We start from the raw sequence: 19,900 nt of genomic DNA, 5'->3' as shown, positions 1-19,900 counted from the left end.
ATAGGTGAGCCCCTTTGGCCTCATGGCCAGCAGCGACAATCGCGCATGATTTCCAACAACGACAGCAGCAGCCACCCCTACAGCACCCTCACACCCGACGTGGTGCAGGACGCGCTGGCCCACATCGGCCTGTGGGGGGACGGGCGCCTGAGCGCGCTCAACAGTTTCGAGAACCGCGTGTACCAGATCCATCTGGAGGCGCCGGTGGAGGGGGTGGATCAGGTGGTGGCGAAGTTCTACCGGCCCGGGCGCTGGAGCGATGCGCAGATCGCCGAGGAGCATGCTTTTGCCGAGGAGCTGGTGGCGGCCGAGATTCCGGCGGTGCCGCCGCTGCGCGTGCAGGGCGAGACGCTGCACCACTTCGGCGGCTTCACGTTCGCGGTGAGCCCGCGCCGGGGTGGGCGCCGGCCCGAGCTGGACAATTTCGAGGTGCTGGAGTGGATCGGCCGTTTTCTCGCGCGCATCCACACCGTCGGCGCGCAGCGACCGTTTGCGGTGCGCCCGGCGCTGGATGCCGCGGCCTTCGCGCACGAGCCGCGCGACTGGCTTATGGCGCATGCGGCGATCGCGCCCGAGGTGCGTGGTGCCTGGGCTTCTGCGCTGGAGGAGGCGCTGGCCCTGATCGAGGCGCACCCGGTGCTGCGGGCGGGCGCGGTGGTGGACGAGGACGGCATTCAGCGCATCCGCCTGCACGGGGATTGCCACCCGGGCAACATTCTCTGGACGCCCGAGGGCCAGCCGGGCGCGGGCCCGCATTTCGTGGACCTGGACGATGCGCGCATGGGGCCGGCGGTGCAGGATCTGTGGATGTTGCTGTCGGGCGATCGGCGTCAGCAGATGCAGCAGCTGGGGGCGCTGGTGGACGGCTATGAACAGTTCCGGCCGTTCGATCGCCGTGAGTTGGCGCTGATCGAGCCTCTGCGGACTTTGCGCCTGATCCACTACAGCGCCTGGGTCGCTCGGCGGTGGGACGATCCCGCTTTTCCGATCAACTTTCCCTGGTTCGGCAGCCGGGACTATTGGCAGGGACAGGTGGACATGCTGGTGGAGCAGATCGAGGAGATGCAGGGTGAGCCTTTGATGGCCTGAGTCCTGTTTCTGTTTGAGACCTCGCGGGGGCCGGTGGCGGTGCCCGCGTTCTCCGGCCCTGCTCGCGGGCGTCTGCCTGGGTTCGCCACCACCCTCTCGTCAACACCGCATGCAGTCATCCAACGTGAGGGCAACCGCGAGCAGGGCCGGAGAACGCGCACCCACGCCAGCCACCCTCGCACCATGTCACCCCAATGAAAGCCCCCAACCCCAAAATGGTTGCTCAAAATTAAATTGCACACAATACAAACAACCCATACAGTACCACCCCATGAAGACCGAAAGCCTCCCCAGCGACCAAGCCCTCAAGCTCGACCACCAGTTGTGCTTCGCGCTCTACTCCGCCTCGCTGGCGATGACCAAGCTCTACAAGCCCCTGCTCGAAGAGATGGGCCTCACCTACCCCCAATACCTCGCCATGCTCGTGCTGTGGGAAAACGACGGCGTCACCGTCTCCGAACTCGGTGACCGCCTCTACCTCGACTCCGGCACCCTCACCCCCCTGCTCAAGCGGCTCGAAACCGCCGACCTCGTGACCCGCCTGCGCGACGTGCAGGACGAACGCCGCGTGCTCATCCGCCTCACCGCCGCCGGCCGCAAACTCAAGGCCCGCGCCGCGCGCATCCCCGGCTGCGTGCTGCAAGCCACGCAATGCGACGTGTCCGAAGTGATGGCGCTCACACAGCAGGTGCAAACCCTGCGCGACCGCCTCACCGCCTGATCATTCCCTTTCACCCACCCCCAGCTTCCACCCGAAGCCCTTCAACCTCAGGAGCCACACCATGCCCACCTCCCTCGACAAAGTTCTCTACACCGCCCGCGCCCACACCACCGGCGGCCGCGACGGCGCTTCGCGCAGCGACGACGGCCTGCTCGACGTCAAGCTCTCCCCGCCCAAGGCCATGGGCGGCGCCGGCAACGCCACCAACCCCGAACAGCTCTTCGCCGCTGGTTACTCCGCCTGCTTCATGGGCGCGCTCAAGCACGTCGCCGGCATGAAGAAAGTGGCCGTGCCCGCCGACGCCTCCATCGACGCCGAAGTGGACATCGGCCCGATCCCGGCCGGCTTCGGCATCGCCGCGCGCCTGGCCGTGAGCCTGCCCGGCGTGGACCGCGCCGTGGCCCAGGACCTGGTGGACACCGCCCACAAAGTGTGCCCCTACTCCAACGCCACCCGCGGCAACATCGACGTGACCATCACGCTGAAGTAAGCCCTTCCCTGGCACCCAGCAAAAAAAGCCCACCGGTTCGCACCGGTGGGCTTTTTTTCTGATGCTTTTCGCGGCGCTCAGTTGCGGTCGTGCGGATCGTGGATCACCGTGCTGGTGCCCACCCCCACGCCCACGCTGGCCCCACTGTTGCCGATGCGCGTGCTCGTCCCCACCCCCGCGCCGGCACTGACCTGGCCGCGCTGGTTCACACCCACCCCGACGCCGACCGGTCCGACACCGGTGCTCACACCGGCACTCACCCCGCCGGTGCCCGCGCCCACGCCGATCGAAAACGGGCCCAGGGGCACACCCACCCCGATGCCCACGCCTGCCGAGCCACAGCCGGCCAGCAAGGCGGCTCCCGCCAGCAACACCCCCGCGACACCGCGGAGGACAACAGAGTGGTTTTGAGGTGAAGTGGTCATGGCACGGGTCCTTGAATGCGGAACAGATGCCATTGTGAGCGCGGGTTCAGCCAAAAGTGCCCTCCGTTGTGCAACGTTTCGTCACAAGCCCGCTCAGACGCCCCCCTGGCCCAGGCGCTCGATCGCGTCCGCGAGCCAGTCCGTCGGCAGAGCGGCTGCTTCCACAGGCCGCACCGCCCAGGCGCCGTCCACGGCCACCGCCTCGGCCAGCCCACCCTGCCAGAGCAGCCAGGCCAGCCAGGCGCACTGGGGCGCCGTCGGCCATTCGCCCACCGGCAGGGAGAGCAGCGCCGTCAACACCGTGCCGTCGGCCAGTTGCACATGGTCCCCCTGGAGTTCGCCGCCCAGGGCCTGGGCCAGCACCGACAGGGCGCCCGCACCGTCGCGCCGCGGGCCGAACTCGCGCAGCCACTGGCGCAGGTGGGCCGCGATGGCCGCGCCGCGCTGGGCCTCGGCCTGCATCAGGTCCGCGTGGTCCCAGCGGTTCCAGTCGATGGCCGGCTGGGTGCTGCCCACGCGCAGCGCGGCCTGGGCAAAGCGGTGCAGCGCCTGCTCCACGTCCTCGCTGTGCACCGCCGCGCCCACCATCAACAGCGCCGACAGGCGGTTGGCCAGCAATTGGCCCTGCTGGGCCATCAGCCGGTCGCGCATCAGGCTGTCGCGCTCGCTGCGCAGCTCGGCCAGTTCGAGCGCGTTCTTCAGGTCGGCGCGCAGGCTCTCCAGCTCCCAGGGCTTGTTGATGTAGCGGTAGATCTCGCCGGTGTTGATGGCCTCGATGGCATCGCCCAGTTCGGAATACGCGGTGGTCAGCATGCGCACCACGCCGGGGTAGTACTCGCGCGCATGGCGCAGCAGCTCGTTGCCGTACTCACCCGGCATGCGCTGGTCGCACACCAGCACGGCGATCTCGGCGCCATGCGCCGCGAGCATCGCCCGGCCCTCTTCCACCGAGGTCGCGGTGAGCACCGGTGCCAACGGACTCACCAGGCGCTCGAAGTACTTCAGGGCCATGGCCTCGTCGTCAACGTACAAAATTTTCACGGGCTTCACGGATTCTCCTGACTGGTCATTGCGCGAAAGGGAAATAGAGGGACACGCTGGCGCCTTGGCCGGCCTCGGACCTCACGACGATGGAGCCGCCCAGCGAGGTCATCACGCGGCGGCAGAACACCAGGCCCATGCCGCTGCCCCCCGCTGCTGGCGCGGGTGGTCAGGGGTTCGAGCGTCAAGCGGCCCAACACCTCGGCCGGAATGCCGGGGCCGTTGTCGCGCACCTGGATGGCGGCCTGCACCGGCAGGCCCGGCGCGGGGGCCTCGCGCAACAGCACCACGTGCACATTGGGCTGGGCCGGCGGGTTCGGGCGCAGTGCCAGCACCGCATTCTTGACCAGGGTGCAGAGCACGAGGTAGAGCAGGTCCCGGCGGCCGGGCAGCACGAAATCGTCGGCGAGATCGCTGGTGAGCCACTGCGCCTCGTCGTGGTCGAACGGGTATTCCTCGCGCACCGCCTGCACCAGGTCGCTGGCGCGCAGGCTGGGCGCGCTGTCGGGCTGGTAGGCGTCGCGCGCGGTCTGCACGAAGGTCGACACCAGCGACTGCGCGTACTCCGCCCGGCGCTGCGCGGCCTCGATCATGAACAGCACGTCGCCCGGCTTCTGTTCCTGGATGTGCGCCACGCCACGGTCCCCTTCCGTGGGGTCGACATGGCGCTCGCGCATGGCCGACAGGTAACCCTGCACCGTGGCCAGCGGCGTGGTGACCTCGTGCGCCAGAAAACCCAGGGTCTCGCGCAAGGTGGCCGCTCGCCGCTCGATCAGGGCCCGCTCGCGCGCGCGTTCCTGGCTGGCCTGCAGCGCGTCGCGCAGGGACTGCCGGGTCAGCGCTTCGTCCAGCGGCTTCTCCAGGATCTTTTCCACGTGCCCCTGGTTGACAGCGGACATCGCCATGTCCTTGTCGGCGTAGGCCGAGACCAGCAGGCGCGCCACGTGCGGGTACTGCTGGCGGACTTCGCTGAGCAGGGTCACGCCGTCGCGCTGCGGCATGGCGTAGTCGGTGAGCAGCACGGCCACCTCGTGGCCGCGCTGGGCCAACACGGCCAGGGCCTCGTCCGCGCTGCCGGCGGTGAGCACCACGAACTCGTCGCCATACAGGCGGGCAAACCACTTGCAGGCCTGCAGCTCGTCGTCCACCATCAGGATGGCATGGGCGCCCAGCAGGCCGCGCGTCACGGAGGCGTCGTCGGATTTCATTCGGGCCTCGGCAGGTCAAAGGTGAATTCGGTCCAGCTGCCCAGCTCGCTTTCCACCGCCAGCGTACCGCCATGCCGGTGCACGATGCCGTAGCTCACGCTCAGGCCCAGCCCCAGACCGGCCCCCACATCGCGGGTGGTGAAGAAGGGCTCGAACACCCGACTCAGGTTGTCCGGGTCGATGCCCGAGCCGTTGTCGCGCACGGAAACGCCCAGGCGGTGGCCTTGCAGGGTGGCCGTCACCGCGATGCGGGGCTGTTCGCGCTTGGCCGCCTGCAGGGCGAGCGCGGCATTGCTCAACAGGTTGATCAGCACGCCGATGATGGCCGGCTCGTCGCCCAGCACGTGGCTGTCCTGCGGCAGATCGATCACCACGTCGACGCCCTTGAGTTCGTAACCCGCCAGCCGCACGGCCGAGCGCACCGCGTTCTCGAGCAGGAAGGGACGCAGGCTGTCCTGACCGGGCTTCTGGTAGGCGAAGGTCTTGAGGTCGGTGACGATGTTCTGGATGCGCTGCATGCCTTCACGCGCATCGACCAGGCTCTCCTTGAGCATCTCGTCGCTCTGGGCGCCTTTGCAGGTCAGGCCCATGTTGATCGCCATCAGGCTGTAGTTCACCGGGTTGTTGAGCTCGTGCAGCAGGCCGGCCGAGAGCGTGCCGATGGCCGCCATCTTCTCGCGCTGCAGCAGCTGGCCCTTGACCTCGGCCAGCGTCTGGTTGATCTCGCGCAGCGAGGCGTTCTTCTCGGACACCTCGTGCTGCAACTGGAACAGGCGCAGACGGGCCTTCTCGTTGAACCAGGTGCACACCGCGCTGGCCCCGGCGGAGAACAGGATGAACAGCGAATTCGTCACCATGCGCGCCGTGCTGCTGGCCGCGTCGGGGTGCAGCGCACAGGCCACCACATAGAGGACCAGCGTGACGACGCCAAAGCCGATGCCTTCGAAGAAGCTGATCGGCAGGATGATGCCGACCGCGTACAGCGCCAGGTGCAGGCCCACGAAGTAGATCGACTGCGCGCCGTCGGTCTCGTAGATCATGAAGGCGATCATGATCTGCGGCAGCAGCAGCCAGAGCATGGTGAGCGAGCGCACATGGCGGCGACCGAATTCGGTGAACAGCACGCGCAGGATGCCCAGCGTGAGCACCACCACCAGCACGCGCAGCAGGGTGAATTCGAGCAGGCAGTCCGGGTACGAGAAATAGTCCAGGCCGAAGCCCGCGAGCACCAGCACGATGGACGTGATGCTGCCCGCCTTGCTGTAGGTCAGGCGGAAGTCCGAGAGCTGCTGCTCGTAGGGCGAGCTCGGCCGGTCAGCCATTTTCAAGTGCCATGGCCTTCAGGTTTGCGTTGACCACCACTTCCGCGAAGATGTTGACGCCCGTGGCGTCGGTGTACATGATCGCGGGCGCGTTCACCTCTTCCATCACGGACTGCATCTGCTTCTCGTCGCGGTAGATCAGGTGCCACTCCAGCAGGTGCTCCATGCCGTAGCGCTCCGGGTTGTCGGCGTGCACGTTGGTGACCAGCAGATGGGCGCCCGGGTTGCTGCGCGAGAGGAAGTAACGGATCAGCCGCGCGCACACCTTGTCCGACAGGTAGTCGAACAGGCCGGCGCAGTAGACGAAATCGAAACCCTCGCCGTCGGCCGGTGCGGTGTCGCGGGTGGCGCGCTTGAGCAGCTCGTGCACCGATTCCTGCACGTACTCCACCTGCACCTTCGACTTGTGCAGCTGCGCGGCCTCCTCGATCTTCTGGCGCGTGTAGTTCAGGGTCTCCAGGCTGAAATCGATCAGGGTGAACTGCAGGCGCGAGAGGTCTTCGCCGGTGGCGATGAGCTTCTGGATCTCCACGCCCGGTCCGCAGCCCACGTTGAGGATGCGCACCGGCCGGCCCTTGCTGGCGGCGCTGGCCACGGCCTTCTTGAGGAACTCGACCAGGATGTCGATGCGGTTGCGGTGCGCCACGGCCACCGCCGCGCGCAGGAACATGGCGTTGACGAGCTGGATGTAGGTGCTGCTGCCCTGGCGCGGGTCGCCCAGGATCTGGTTGACCATCTCGTAGTCACCCGCATAGCCCAGCGGCTTGGCGAAGGTGCGGTAGACGAAGGGCGCGCGCAGCACCAGGGGGTGCAGCGCCGTCTGTGCGAAAGACCGGTGCAGCAGCGAGTCTTCCACCGGCAGGCGGGAGGCCTCGTCCTCCAGCCGCACCAGGAACTCCTTGCCCTTGATCATCAGGGGCTCGGCCATCGCGCCGAACACCTCGTCGGTCAGGCGCCCGTCGGGCAGGCGCGGCAGGGAATCGACCATGTCGGCCTGGTCGATCCAGCGCGCGGTCTCGGACAGGAAGGCACGGAACTCGCTGATGGTGACCTGGTAGCTCTGCCGGATCTTGAAGCGCGACTCCCAGTCGGCCACGAAACGGGCCGCCTCTTCGCGCACCTGGCTCACGTTGCCCCGGATCGCGTTGAGGTCGGACCATTCGTCGATGAGCGCCACCGAGATCACCGCCATCAGGCCGGTGTTGAGCAGGCTCACCACCACCGCCTTGCCCTTGTAGATGATGCGGTCGCCTGACCGAATGGTCAGCTCGCTGAGCACCTCGCTCACCTGCACGATGGAGTACGGGTTGTAGATCTCCATCACCAGCGAGCGCCGCTGCAGGCTGGTGAGGGTGCCGCGCGCGCTCTCTCCCTGGCTGTTGCGGAAGGTGACGACGTGATCGAATGGTCGCTGTAGGTACACGTTGTGGCCGGTGGATCAGGTGGACGGGGCAGGTGCGGTGCACTGCGCCTTTGAAGACTCCCCGGCCCCGAGTGTAGTCAACCCCCATGCCGTGCTCATGGCACGGGGTTTGTCCTCAGACCAACAGGGCGTTGACGCGCTTCACATAGGCCGCCGGGTCGTCCGGCAGACCGCCTTCGGCCAGCAGGGCCTGGTCGAACAGGATGTGGGCCAGGTCGTCGAAATGCGCGCTGCCTTCGAGCTTTTTCACCAGCGCGTGTTCGGCGTTGACCTCCAGGATCGGCCGCACCTCCGGCGCGGGCTGGCCGGCCTGCTTGAGCATGCGGGCCAGCTGCGTGGAGTAGTCGCCGTCCTCCACCACCAGGCAGGCCGGGGAGTCCACCAGGCGCGAGGTGACGCGCACGTCCTTGGCCTTGTCCTTGAGGCTTTCCCTGAGCCGCTCCAGCACCGGTTTGAAGGTCTCGGCGGCGGCCTCGGCGGCCTTCTTCTCGTCCTCGTCCTGCAGCGAGCCCAGGTCCACCGCGCCCTTGGCCACGCTCTGCAGCGGGGTGCCGTCGAACTCGTGCAGGAAGGACAGCGCCCACTCGTCCACGCGGTCGGTCATCAGCAGCACCTCGATGCCCTTCTTGCGGAACACCTCCAGCTGCGGGCTGTTCTGCGCGGCCGCGCGGTTGTCGGCGGTGATGTAGTAGATCGCGGCCTGGCCTTCCTTCATGCGGGCCTTGTAGTCGGCCAGCGCGGTCAGCGCCGTGCCATGGGTGCTGGCAAAGCGCAGCAACCTGGCGATCTTGTCGCGGTTGGCGAAGTCCTCGCCCAGGCCTTCCTTGAGCACAGCGCCGAACTCGGCGTAGAACGCGGTGTACTTGCCCACGTCCTTCTCGGCCGCGGCCTTGTCCTCGGCCGAGACCACGTCGGTCACGCCGTCCGCGCCTTCGCCCGGCGCCGGCGCCTGGTCCTTCTTCGCCAGGTCTTCCAGCATCGCGAGCACGCGGCGGGTGTTGCCTTCGCGGATCGCCTTCACGTCGCGGCTTTCCTGCAGCAGCTCGCGGCTCACGTTGAGCGGCAGGTCGGCCGAGTCCACCACGCCCTTGACCCAGCGCAGGTAGGAAGGCATCAGGGCCTCGGCCTCGTCCATGATGAAGACGCGCCGCACGTAGAGCTTGATGCCGGCCTTGCGGTCGCGGTTCCAGAGGTCCTGCGGGGCCTTGGCCGGGATGTAGAGCAGCTGGGTGTACTCGGTGCTGCCTTCCACGCGGTTGTGGCTCCAGGCCAGCGGCGCCTCGGTGTCGTAGCTCAGGTTCTTGTAGAACTCGGCGTACTGCTCGTCGCTCACGTCCTTCTTGCTGCGGGCCCACAGCGCGTTGGCCGAGTTCACGGCCTCCCATTCGTCGAGCAGCACCTGCTCGCTCTTCTCGGCGTCCCACTCTTCCTTCTGCATCAGGATGGGCAGGCTGATGTGGTCGGAGTACTTGCCGATGATGGACTTGAGCTTCCAGCGGTCGAGGTAGTCGCTGGCGTCGTCGCGCAGGTGCAGGATCACGCTGGTGCCGCGCGCGGCGCGCTCGAGGGTCTCGACCTCGAAGTCGCCCGTGCCGCCGCTGGTCCAGCGCACGCCCTCGGCCGCCGGCAGGCCGGCGCGGCGCGATTCCACGGTGATCCTGTCGGCCACGATGAAGCCGGAATAGAAGCCCACGCCGAACTGGCCGATGAGCTGGGCGTCCTGCTTCTGGTCGCCCGAGAGGCGGCTCATGAAATCCTTGGTGCCGCTCTTGGCGATGGTGCCCAGGTGGTCGATCGCCTCCTGCGCGCTCATGCCGATGCCGTTGTCCGTGATGGTGATGGTGCGCGCCTCGCGGTCGAAGGCCACGCGCACCTCGAGATTGGGCGCGTCCTCGAACAGGGCCGCGTTGTTCAGCGCCTCGAAGCGCAGCTTGTCGCAGGCGTCCGACGCGTTGGAGACCAGCTCGCGCAGGAAGATGTCGGGGTTGGAATAGAGCGAGTGCGTGACCAGGTGCAGCAGCTGCGCCACTTCGGCCTGGAAGGACAGGGTTTGTTTGCTCATGGGGGTCGACTGACGTGAAAACGAAGGAACGCGCTCCGGAAGAGCGCAACGCGAGGCGGAATTATGGGCTGGCCGCCGGATTTCAAGCCTCGACCACGGCCGGCGCCAGCCAGGCCCGCAGTTGCTCGGCCACCACCGGGCTGGAGAGCAGCTCCAGGTGGCCCGTGCGGTGCACCGTGCGCTGGCTCTCGCGCGCGAACACCAGCCGGTGCCGGGGGTCGTCGTGCTGGCCCAGCGCGCTGCGCAGCGGCACCAGGCCGTCGCCGGTCAGGCGGTCGGCCAGCAGGCCGCGCTGCGGCGCCAGCGTGGCGGCGATGGTGAAGCAGGCCACGCCCTCGGGCAGGGGCAGGGGTTCGCGGTGGTCGGCACTGGAGCCGAAGCGCTCGCGGCCCTGCCAGTCGGCGTCGCGCACGTGGCCGTGGCGCAGGTCGGTGATGCCGGCGCTGCGCAGCTGGCCCAGGCGCGTGAACGGCGCGGTGAAGGGGGTCGAGGCCAGCAGCACGTCCACCCCATGGCCGGCGCGCTCCAGCGGCGCGCCCTGGTGGGGCGTGCCCAGGAACACCAGGTGCTGGAGCAGCGGGCGCCAGCGGTGGTCGGCCTGCCGGCCCTCTTCGCAGGCGGCGCGCGCCACCAGCCCGCCCATGCTGTGGCCGATGAGGGTGATGGAGGCCAGCGGCACTGGCGACTGCGCCACCAGCACTTCCAGCTGGCGCGCGAATTCGCGGCCGTTGGTGGAGGTGTGCAGGCCGCTGTTGTAGCGCAGGTAGACCGGCGTGGCGCCCAGGGCCTGCGCGAGGAAGGCGCCGTGGTCGTGGCCGTTGCGTTGCCATTGCGTGTCGTTCATGCACAGGCCGTGCAGCAGCACGATCAGGTGCGGCGTGGCCGGCCCCAGCCGCTGATGCAGCAGCGGCCGGTTCTCCAGCGGCAGGCGCCGGCCCGCGTGGCGCAGTTCCATGGCCTGGGCCAGCGGGTTGCCGGTTTCCAGCAGGCGGTCGCCCAGCACGCCGTTGAGCGCGGCCAGCACGGCCTCGCGGCCGGGCGAGGGCTCGGGGTGGCGCGTGGGGTCGTCCACCATGGGCAGCAAGGTGCGCCAGCGCGCTGTCCAGCCCATGGCCCACCAGCTGCGTGACGCCGCGAATGCCCTGGTAGATCTGGCCGGTCAGGCCGCCGGTGCGGCCCGGCTCGAGGCCGGCGGGCAGGCCCAGGCGGTTGCGCACCGCCTGGTGCACGCCCTCGGCCACGCCGATCGCGCCGGTGGTGGCCTGCGTGACGAGTTGCACCGCGGCCTTCAGGTCGGCCGGGCGCACGTGGCGCAGCAGCGCCTCGCGGGTGGGCTTGAGCGGGGTCATGGGCCATTGTGGCCCCGGAAGGTGCGGGTGTGTGTGACAGGATGCGCGCCGCCGCCCTGCCCTCTCAGGCGGTGTGCGGGTGCCGGGCCGATTCGTAGAGGGCGCGCGCCAGCGCGCGGTGGCGCGCCAGCAGGGGGTCGAGTTCCATGCCCACCAGGCGGCCGTCGCGCACCCGCACGCGGCCGTTGATCACGCTCAGCGCCACGTCCGCGCTCTGGCAGAACACCAGCGCGGCCACCGGGTCGTGGCCGGCACCGGCGTGCGCCACGCCACGCAAGTCGAAGGCCACCAGGTCGGCCGAGAGGCCGGGCACCAGCGCGCCGATGTCGTCGCGGCCCAGCACGCGCGCGCCGCCCAGGGTGGCGATCTCCAGCGCCTCGCGCGCGGTGAGCGCGGCGGGGCCGAAGCCCACGCGCTGCAGCAGCATCGCCTGGCGCACCTCGCCCAGCATGTGGGCGCCGTCGTTGGAGGCGCTGCCGTCCACGCCCAGGCCCACCGGCACGCCCGCGCGGCGCATCGCTCCCACCGGGGCGATGCCCGAGCCCAGGCGCATGTTGGAACACGGGCAGTGCGCCACGCCGGTGCCGGTGCGGCCGAACAGCGCGATGCCCGCCGGGTCGAGCTTGACGCAGTGCGCATGCCACACGTCGCGGCCGACCCAGCCCAGGTCCTCGGCGTACTCGGCCGGCGTCATGCCGAATTTCTCGCGCGAGTAGGCGACGTCGTTGTCGTTCTCCGCCAGGTGCGTGTGCAGCGACACGCCGTGCGAGCGCGCGAGCACGGCCGATTCGCGCATCAGGTCGCGCGAGACCGAGAACGGCGAACACGGCGCGAGCACGATGCGCCGCATGCTGTGGCGCGAGGCGTCGTGCCAGCGGCCGATCAGGCGCTCGCTGTCGGCCAGGATCGCCGCCTCGCTCTCCACCACCGAGTCGGGCGGCAGGCCGCCGGCGCTGCGGCCCACGCTCATGCTGCCGCGCGCGGCGTGGAAGCGCATGCCCATGGCGTCGGCGGCCTCGATGGAATCGTCCAGCCGCGAGCCGTTGGGGAACAGGTAGAGGTGGTCGCTGGTGGTGGTGCAGCCCGAGAGCATCAGCTCGGCCATGGCCGTCTGCGTGGACACGCGCACCATCTCGGGCGTGAGCCGGGCCCACAGCAGGTAGAGGTTGTTGAGCCAGCCGAACAGCTCGGCGTCCTGCGCCTCGGGCACCACGCGCGTGAGGCTCTGGTACATGTGGTGGTGGGTGTTCACCAGCCCGGGCATCAGCACGTGGCCCTGCAGGTCGATGGCTTCGGCGCCGCCGCTGGCGATCGCCTCGCGCCAGGGCGCCGGCAACTCGGCCGTGGGCCCGACCCACTCGATCGCCGGCCCGTTCACCACCACCGCCCCGTCGGCGATCTCGCGCCGCTGGGCGTCCATGGTGACCACCACGTCGGCGTGGCGAAGGATCAGGGGGGCGGCGGCTGCCTGGGCAACAAGGTTCATGTCATTCCGTTCCGTGTGAAGTGCGCGCGGCCAGCAGGAACGAGCGCTCCTTGGACACCACGCCGTGGTAGAAAAGGTTGAGCACCATGGCCGCGCAGGTCCCCAGCACGATACCGCTGTGCGTGAAGGGGTGCGTCCAGGCCGGCAGGTGCTGGAAGAAGTTCGGTGACAGCGTGGGGATGAGCCCCAGGCCGATGGAGATCGCGATCACGTAGAGCGCGTGGCGCTCCTTGCCGTAGTCGATGGCGCCCAGGATGCGCACGCCCGTGGCCGCCACCATGCCGAACATCACGATGCCCGCGCCGCCCAGCACGAAGGCGGGCACCGAAGCCACGATGTGCGCCACCTTGGGGAACAGCGCCAGCAGGATCAGGAAGCCACCCGCCATCGCCGCCACGTAACGCGAGCGCACGCCGGTCACGGTGACGAGCCCGACGTTCTGCGAGAACGAGGTGTAGGGAAAGGTGTTGAACACGCCACCGATCAACGTGCCCAGGCCATCGGCGCGCAGGCCGCGCGTGAGCAGCTGCGGCGTCATGCGGCGGCCGGTGATCTCGCTGAGCGCCAGGAACATGCCGGTCGATTCGACCAGGGTGATCAGCATCACGATGCACATCGAGAGGATGGCCGTGAACTCGAAGCGCGGCAGGCCGAAGTGCAGCGGCGTGGTCACCGCCACCCAGCTGGCGTCCGACAGGCCGTCGAAGTTCATGTAGCCCAGCGCCAGCGACACCACCACGCCGGCCATCACGCCGAGCAGGATCGAGATGTTGGCCCACACGCCCTTGGCGAAGCGCGTGATGCCCAGCACCACCAGCAGCACCAGCGCCGCGATCGCGAGCTTGGCCGGGTCGCCGTAGTCGGGGTTCGCCACGGCGTGCGCCACGCCGTCGACCATGCGCGTGACCGTGGGCTGCCCGCCCGCGGCCCAGTTGATCGCCACGCCCATGAGCGAGACGCCGATCAGCGTGATGACCGTGCCGGTGACCAGCGGCGGAAACACGCCCAGCAGCCGCCCCATGAGCGGCGCGACCAGCATGCCGAAGAGGCCGGCCACGATGGTGGCGCCGTAGATCGCCTGCAGGCCCAGCGAGGGGTCCAGGCCGATGGCGATCATCGGCCCGACGGCGGCGAAGGTCACGCCCATCATCACCGGCATGCGGATGCCGAAGCCCCACAGGCCCAGCGCCTGGATCAGCGTGGCGATGCCGGCGACCAGCAGGTCGGCGTTGATGAGGAAGGCGATGTCCGCCTTCGACAGGCCCAACGCGCCGCCGACGATGAGCGGCACCGCGACGGTGCCGGCGTACATCACGAGGACGTGCTGCAGGCCCAGGGCCGCGCAGCGGGGGAGGGGAATTTTCTGGTGGACCGCGTCGCTCTCGGGTTTGTCTCCGGCGCCGGTCGTCTTGGTATCGGGAAGCATCTGGGGCCTTTCTGCCGGCTCGCGCACAAGGCGGCGCATCGGCCAGCGGGCGCAGTTCAGGAGCCCGCTCGCGCGGGCGCAAAGTCAATAAATCACCCCAGGTGTGCACGAAAAGTGCACACCCCGACCCCCGCTTCGTCAGGGCCCGACCAGCGCGCTCTCCAGACCGTCGGTGACGTGCCGCGCCAGCAGCTCGGCCGCCGCGCTCAGCGCCGAGCCCGCGCGCGTCACCAGCGCCAGGCTCTGGGGCCGCAGGCCCGCGTCGCGCAGCGGCACGAACCGCAGCCGGCCGGCGCGCACGTCGTCGGCCACGTCGAGGCGGTTGAGCAGGGTGATGCCCACGCCCTGCGCGGCCAGCTGGCGCATCAGGGCGGTGGAGGTGGTTTCGATCACCGGCGACACGCTCACGGCGGAGCGGCCGAAGGCGCCGTCGAGGATGGGGCGCAGCGACATCGGGGCGGCCGGCAGGATGAGCGGAAAACCCAGGCAGTCGGCCAGGGTGGTGGTGGCGCGATCGGCCAGCGCGTGGCCCGGCGGCACCACCGCGCCCAGCGGCCATTCGCTCGCGAACAGGGTGCGCAGGCCGGTGGTCTCGGGCACGTCGTAGGCCAGCGCGAGTTCGGCGTCGCCCTCGGCCACGGCGCGCAGCACCCCGGCGATGGGCAGGTCCAGCAGCTTGAGGTGGATGCCCGGGTGCGCCGCGCGGCAGCGCTGCACGATGCCGGGCAGAAAGGCGCCGGCCAGGCCGGTGGTGGTGGCGCAGCGAGGCCTCGCCCTGTCGCAGGCCGCGCACCGCCTCGATGTGCTGGCGCACCGCGTCGAAATCGCGCAGGGTGGCGCGCGCATGGGCCAGCACGATCTCGCCGATGGGCGTGAGCTTGAGCTTGTTGTGGATGCGCTCGAACAGCGGCGCGCCCAGCTCCTCCTCCAGGTTGAGGATCTGGCGGTTCACCGCCGTGGGCACCACATGCAGCTGCTCGGCGGCCTTGCGGATCGAGCCCGCGCGCACCACCTCGATGAAATAGCGCAGGACTTTCGCGTGCATGCCGCTCAGAAGCGCTCGTCGGCCCCGAGAAAGCGCCACTGCCCCACCGGCAGGTTGCCCAGCAGCACCCGCCCGATGCGGATGCGCTTCAAGCCCACCACGTGCAGGCCCACCTGCTCGCACATGCGCCGGATCTGGCGCTTCTTGCCCTCGGTGAGCACGAAACGCAGCTGCTCGGGGTTCTGCCAGTCCACCTGCGCGGGCCGCAGGGCCTGGCCGTCCAGGCTCAGGCCGTGGCGCAGCAGGGCGAGCTGCGCGGGCGGAAAGACGGCCTGCACGTCCTGCGCCACCACGCCCGCGCCTTGCGGGCCGTTGGGCGCGAAGTGCACGCGCACCAGGTATTCCTTTTCCACGCCGCTGCTCTCGCCGATCAGGGTGCGCGCCACGCGGCCGTCCTGCGTGAGCACGAGCAGGCCGGTGGAGTCGATGTCGAGCCGCCCGGCCGGTGCCAGGCCGCGCGTGTGTTCGGGCGCGAAACGCCGGCCGTCGCCGGGCATGCGCGCGTCGCCGCGCCACTGGCTGGGCGCGCCGATCAGCGTGGCCGCGGCCTCGTGGCCGTCCTCGGGCTGGCCGCTCACATAGCCCACCGGCTTGTGCAGCAGGATGGTGACCTGCCCGCTCTGCTGGTGGCGCGCCTGCGGCGCGACCTCGACCTGCGCATCGGGCGGCACCGGCTGGCCCATCACCGCGGGCTGCGCGATTGACCGTCACCCAGCCGCGCGCGATCCATTCGTCGGCCTCGCGGCGCGAGCACAGGCCGAGGTCGGCCATGCGCTTGTTGAGGCGCACTTCACCGCGCACGTTGCCGACCCGCGCGAGGTCGGGCCGGTGGGCCGGCGGGCGCGGCGCGGGTGCGGGACCGCGCGGCGCTCGCTCGGCGGCGGCCCGGGGGGCCTCGGCGCGGCGCGGGGCCGGGCGCTCGCTGCGCGGCCCTTCGGGGCCACCGCGTGGGGCGCCGTACCCGGGCGAAGGTTCGCGCGGCGGCTTGGGCGCCGAAGCCGACACGCTCTTGGCGCGCGCCGGGCCGGGCGGGCGCACCGGGGCGCGGCGCGGGGCGTAGGGATCGGAGGGGGTCTTGCTGGCAGCGCCCGGTTTCAGCTTGAGCGTGCGGGCGGCGGGTTTGTCGGTCGTCATGGGGGGATCATCCCTCATCCAATGTGCCGGAGCGCAAGGCCACCAGATCGAGCACGCGCAGGCCCCCGTATTCCACGCGGATCCAGCCCTTGGCCGCCAGCGTGGTCAGCGCCTCGTTGACGCGCTGGCGCGAGAGGCCTACCAGGTAGGCCAGCTCCTGCTGGGTGATGCGCAGCACACCGCCCACGTTGGGCGAGAGCAGCGGGTGGAACAGCGAGGCCAGGTTGCGCGCCACGCGCAGGTCGGGGCTGTTGAGGCGGTCGATCTCGCGCGCCGCGATGAACTGGCCCAGGCGCTCGTTGAGCTGGTGCATCACGAAGCGGTTGAAGCCGATCGAGTGGTCCAGCAGCCAGTCGAAGGTCTCCACCGGCAGGCCGGCCACGCGGCTGCGGCGCAAGGCGAGGATGTTGTAGCGGTACTGCTCGTGCTTGAGCACCGTGCCTTCGCCGAACCAGCCCCCCGGCGCCACGCCGGTGAAGGTGATCACCGGGCCCTGCGAATCGTCGTTGCTCATCTTGAGCAGGCCGTCGACCAGGCCGAACCAGTAGGTGACCGGGCGGCCGAAGCGGCAGATGTGGTCGCCCGCCTCGGCATCGCCCACCACCAGCGCGGCCACGGCGCGCTCGCGCTCGGTGGGCGTGAGGCTTTTCAGCCAGGGAATCTCGGCCAGTTCCTCCTGAGTGGGCGGGCGCGCGCGGTCGCGCAGAACGGTGCCGGAACGGCGGGAGGTCAAGGCGCTCATGGGTGGGAATGGTCTAGGGAAAGTCCTAGGAGGGTTGACCCCAGATTGTCGTCGAACCGACAACATAACGTCAAACGAAGGCCTACCATGCGCAGCAGAACGAAATGTCTCAACCGGGACATTTCAAGCACCGGCGCCACGGCACCGGCCTCAGGAGACACGCATGCAACACACGTTCCCCCGGCTGCTGCTGGGCCACGCGCAAAGCCACCCGGAGGGTGCGGCGATGCGCGAGAAGGAATACGGCATCTGGCAGACGACGACGTGGGCCGGCATGGCCGAGCTGGTGGAGCGCCTGGCCTGCGGGCTGCACCAGGCGGGCCTGCAGCGCGGCGAGCACATGGTGGTCATCGGCGCCAACCGCCCGCGCCTGTACGCCACGATGCTGGCCGCGCAGTCGCTGGGCGCGATCCCGATCCCGCTGTACCAGGACGCGGTGGCCGCCGAGTGCGTCTTCCCGATCAACAACGCCGAGGTGCGCTTCTGCGTGGTGGAAGACCAGGAGCAGGTCGACAAGATGCTGGAGATCCGCGAGCGCTGCCCGCAGCTCAGCCACCTCTACTACGACGACCCGCGCGGCCTGCGCAACTACGACCAGCCCGGCCTGCGCAGCATGGCCTCGCTCATCGAAGCCGGCCAGGCCCACGCCAAGGCCCACCCCCAGCTGTTTCGCGAACAGGTGGAGCTGGGCCGCACCGAGGACGTGGCCGCCATGTTCTTCACCAGCGGCACCACCGGCAACCCCAAGGGCGTGGTGCACACCCACCAGACCCTCATCAACCGCGCCACCGTGGGCGCCAGGTTCGACAAGCTCACCCGCGAAGACGAGATCCTGGCCTACCTGCCCCCGGCCTGGATCGGGCAGAACATCTTCAGCTACGCGCAGTGGCTGGTGGCCGGCTACGTGGTGAACTGCCCGGAGTCGGCCTCCACGGTCACGATCGACCTCAAGGAAGTCGGCCCGACCTACTACTTCGCGCCGCCGCGCATCTTCGAAGGCCTGCTCACCAGCGTGATGATCCGCATGGAAGACGCCGGCGCGATCAAGCGCGGCATGTTCCACCGCTTCATGGCGCTGGCCCGCCGCGTGGGCCCGGACCGCATGGACGGCAAACCCATCGGCCTGCTCGACTCGATCAAGTACCGCCTGGGCGACTGGCTGGTCTACGGCCCGCTGCGCAACAACCTGGGCATGAGCCGCGTGCGCGTGGCCTACACCGCGGGCGAAGCCATCGGGCCCGACCTCTTCAGCTTCTACCGCTCCATCGGCATCAACATGAAGCAGCTCTACGGCTCCACCGAGACGGCCGTGTTCGTCTGCCTGCAGCCCGACCACGAGGCCCGCGCCGACACCGTGGGCGTGCCCTGCGAGGGCGTGGAGATCAAGCTCTCCGAGACCGGCGAGATCCTGGTCAAGTCCCCCGGTCTGCTCAAGGGCTACTACAAGAACGAGGCCGCCACGGCCGAGGTGCTCACCGCCGACGGCTGGTACCACACCAGCGACGCGGGCTTCATCGACGCCTCGGGGCACCTGAAGATCATCGACCGCGTCAAGGACGTGGGGCGCCTGAAGGGCGGCGCGCACGACGGCGCCATGTTCGCGCCCAAGTACGTGGAGAACAAGCTCAAGTTCTTCTCCCACATCAAGGAGGCCGTGGCCTACGGCGATCAGCGCGAGCGGGTCTGCGTGATGGTCAACATCGACTTCGAGGCGGTGGGCAACTGGGCCGAGCGGCGCAACCTGCCCTACGCGGGCTACACCGACCTGGCGCAGAAGCCCGAGGTGTACGAGCTCATCCGCGAGTGCGTGGAGAAGGTCAACGCCGACCTCAGCCGCGACGAGCTGCTCGCGGGCAGCCAGATCAGCCGCTTCCTGGTGCTGCACAAGGAGCTGGACGCCGACGACGGCGAGCTCACCCGCACCAACAAGGTGCGCCGCGGCTTCATCGCCGAGAAGTACGGCGTGCTGGTCGAGGCGCTGTACGGCGGCAAGGCCGAGCAGTACATCCAGACGCAGGTGAAGTTCGAGGACGGGCGCACCGGCTCGGTCAGCGCCACGCTCAAGCTGAGCGACGCCAAGACCTTCACCCCCGTCAAGGCCGCAGCCTGATTGAGCCAGACCCCAACATGACACAGAAGAAGATCGGCGACGTCGTCCTCAACGTCCAGAACATCAGCCTGCGCTTTGGCGGCGTCAAGGCGCTGACCGACATCAGCTTTGACGTGCGCGAGCACGAGGTGCGCGCCATCATCGGGCCCAACGGCGCGGGCAAGAGCTCCATGCTCAACTGCATCAACGGGGTGTACCAGCCCCAGGAGGGCTCGATCAGCTTCCGGGGCCGCACCTTCAGGCACATGAACAGCCGCCAGGTGGCCGAGATGGGCATCGCGCGCACCTTCCAGAACCTGGCCCTCTTCAAGGGCATGAGCGTGATCGACAACCTCATGACCGGGCGCAACCTGCGCATCAGGAGCGGGCTGCTCGCGCAGGCCTTCCGCAACCCCTTCGGCATCGGAGGGGCGCAGAAGGAAGAAGAAGCGCACCGCGAGTTCGTCGAACACATCATCGACTTCCTGGAGATCCAGGCCTACCGCAAGACGCCGGTGGGGCAGCTGCCCTACGGGCTGCAGAAGCGCGTGGACCTGGGCCGAGCGCTGGCCATGGAGCCGCAGGTGCTGCTGCTGGACGAGCCGATGGCGGGCATGAACCTGGAGGAGAAGCAGGACATGAGCCGCTTCATCCTGGACGTGAACGACGAGTTCGGCACCACCATCGTGCTGATCGAACACGACATGGGCGTGGTGATGGACATCTCCGACCGCGTGGTGGTGCTGGACTACGGCAAGAAGATCGGCGACGGCACCCCCGAGGAAGTCCGCCGCAACGAGGAGGTCATCAGCGCCTACCTCGGCACGAGTCACTGAACGAGAACGACA

General features: G+C 69.2%; 14 protein-coding genes and 3 pseudogenes. 5 read left to right on the top strand and 12 right to left on the bottom strand.

Annotated elements, in window-relative coordinates; genetic code table 11:
• Positions 1–45 precede the first annotated feature (45 nt).
• From ACFJGX_RS08440 to ACFJGX_RS08430, 3 genes are all read left to right on the top strand, one after another.
• Positions 46–1,089, top strand: coding sequence for a serine/threonine protein kinase (locus tag ACFJGX_RS08440; protein ID WP_382321994.1), 1,044 nt, complete (start codon positions 46–48; stop codon positions 1,087–1,089).
• A gap of 271 nt (positions 1,090–1,360) precedes the next feature.
• Positions 1,361–1,810 (top strand): MarR family winged helix-turn-helix transcriptional regulator, encoded by a 450-nt coding sequence (locus tag ACFJGX_RS08435; RefSeq protein ID WP_382321996.1) that lies wholly within the window; start codon positions 1,361–1,363, stop codon positions 1,808–1,810.
• A 61-nt stretch (positions 1,811–1,871) separates the two neighbouring features.
• Entirely contained in the window at positions 1,872–2,300 is a 429-nt protein-coding gene (locus ACFJGX_RS08430; RefSeq protein WP_382321998.1) for an organic hydroperoxide resistance protein, read from the top strand.
• Between the two features lie 92 nt (positions 2,301–2,392).
• Here the strand turns inward: ACFJGX_RS08430 and ACFJGX_RS08425 are convergent.
• The 12 genes and pseudogenes from ACFJGX_RS08425 to ACFJGX_RS08370 form a co-directional block, all read right to left on the bottom strand.
• Positions 2,393–2,725: pseudogene (locus ACFJGX_RS08425) on the bottom strand (hypothetical protein); the annotation flags it as partial.
• 93 nt (positions 2,726–2,818) lie between these two features.
• Positions 2,819–3,766 (bottom strand): response regulator, encoded by a 948-nt coding sequence (locus ACFJGX_RS08420; RefSeq protein ID WP_382322000.1) that lies wholly within the window; start codon positions 3,764–3,766, stop codon positions 2,819–2,821.
• A 25-nt stretch (positions 3,767–3,791) separates the two neighbouring features.
• A pseudogene (locus tag ACFJGX_RS08415) lies at positions 3,792–4,917 on the bottom strand (ATP-binding protein).
• Positions 4,918–4,970: 53 nt separating this feature from the next.
• A complete protein-coding gene (locus tag ACFJGX_RS08410; protein ID WP_382325743.1) occupies positions 4,971–6,296 on the bottom strand; it encodes a sensor histidine kinase in 1,326 nt (441 codons plus the stop codon).
• Entirely contained in the window at positions 6,289–7,719 is a 1,431-nt protein-coding gene (locus tag ACFJGX_RS08405; RefSeq protein ID WP_382322004.1) for a class I SAM-dependent methyltransferase, read from the bottom strand. The genes ACFJGX_RS08410 and ACFJGX_RS08405 overlap by 8 nt, the downstream gene beginning before the upstream one ends.
• 115 nt (positions 7,720–7,834) lie before the next feature.
• Positions 7,835–9,781 (bottom strand): molecular chaperone HtpG, encoded by a 1,947-nt coding sequence (gene htpG / locus ACFJGX_RS08400; protein WP_382322007.1) that lies wholly within the window; start codon positions 9,779–9,781, stop codon positions 7,835–7,837.
• An 82-nt stretch (positions 9,782–9,863) separates the two neighbouring features.
• Positions 9,864–10,892: an esterase/lipase family protein gene (locus ACFJGX_RS08395; RefSeq protein WP_382328194.1), complete on the bottom strand. Its 1,029-nt coding sequence runs from the start codon at positions 10,890–10,892 to the stop codon at positions 9,864–9,866.
• Between the two features lie 302 nt (positions 10,893–11,194).
• Positions 11,195–12,616, bottom strand: coding sequence for an 8-oxoguanine deaminase (locus ACFJGX_RS08390; RefSeq protein ID WP_382322011.1), 1,422 nt, complete (start codon positions 12,614–12,616; stop codon positions 11,195–11,197).
• 1 nt (position 12,617) lies between these two features.
• Entirely contained in the window at positions 12,618–14,042 is a 1,425-nt protein-coding gene (locus ACFJGX_RS08385; protein ID WP_382328192.1) for a nucleobase:cation symporter-2 family protein, read from the bottom strand.
• Positions 14,043–14,180: 138 nt separating this feature from the next.
• A pseudogene (locus ACFJGX_RS08380) lies at positions 14,181–15,087 on the bottom strand (LysR family transcriptional regulator).
• Positions 15,088–15,092: 5 nt separating this feature from the next.
• Positions 15,093–15,770, bottom strand: coding sequence for a pseudouridine synthase (locus ACFJGX_RS08375; protein ID WP_382328190.1), 678 nt, complete (start codon positions 15,768–15,770; stop codon positions 15,093–15,095).
• A gap of 458 nt (positions 15,771–16,228) precedes the next feature.
• Positions 16,229–16,963, bottom strand: coding sequence for a Crp/Fnr family transcriptional regulator (locus ACFJGX_RS08370; protein ID WP_382322015.1), 735 nt, complete (start codon positions 16,961–16,963; stop codon positions 16,229–16,231).
• A gap of 163 nt (positions 16,964–17,126) precedes the next feature.
• Between ACFJGX_RS08370 and ACFJGX_RS08365 the strand changes: the two genes are divergently transcribed.
• Both ACFJGX_RS08365 and ACFJGX_RS08360 read left to right on the top strand, forming a co-directional pair.
• On the top strand, positions 17,127–19,073 hold the full coding sequence (locus tag ACFJGX_RS08365; RefSeq protein WP_382322017.1) for an AMP-binding protein: 1,947 nt from the start codon (positions 17,127–17,129) through the stop codon (positions 19,071–19,073).
• A 17-nt stretch (positions 19,074–19,090) separates the two neighbouring features.
• On the top strand, positions 19,091–19,888 hold the full coding sequence (locus ACFJGX_RS08360; RefSeq protein ID WP_382322018.1) for an ABC transporter ATP-binding protein: 798 nt from the start codon (positions 19,091–19,093) through the stop codon (positions 19,886–19,888).
• Positions 19,889–19,900: the final 12 nt, after the last annotated feature.

The organism is Hydrogenophaga sp. UC242_50 (genome assembly GCF_042697355.1).
Lineage (GTDB): Bacteria > Pseudomonadota > Gammaproteobacteria > Burkholderiales > Burkholderiaceae_C > Hydrogenophaga.
Note: the sequence above shows the minus strand (reverse complement) of the source record. Positions and strands in the feature narration are given on the sequence as shown.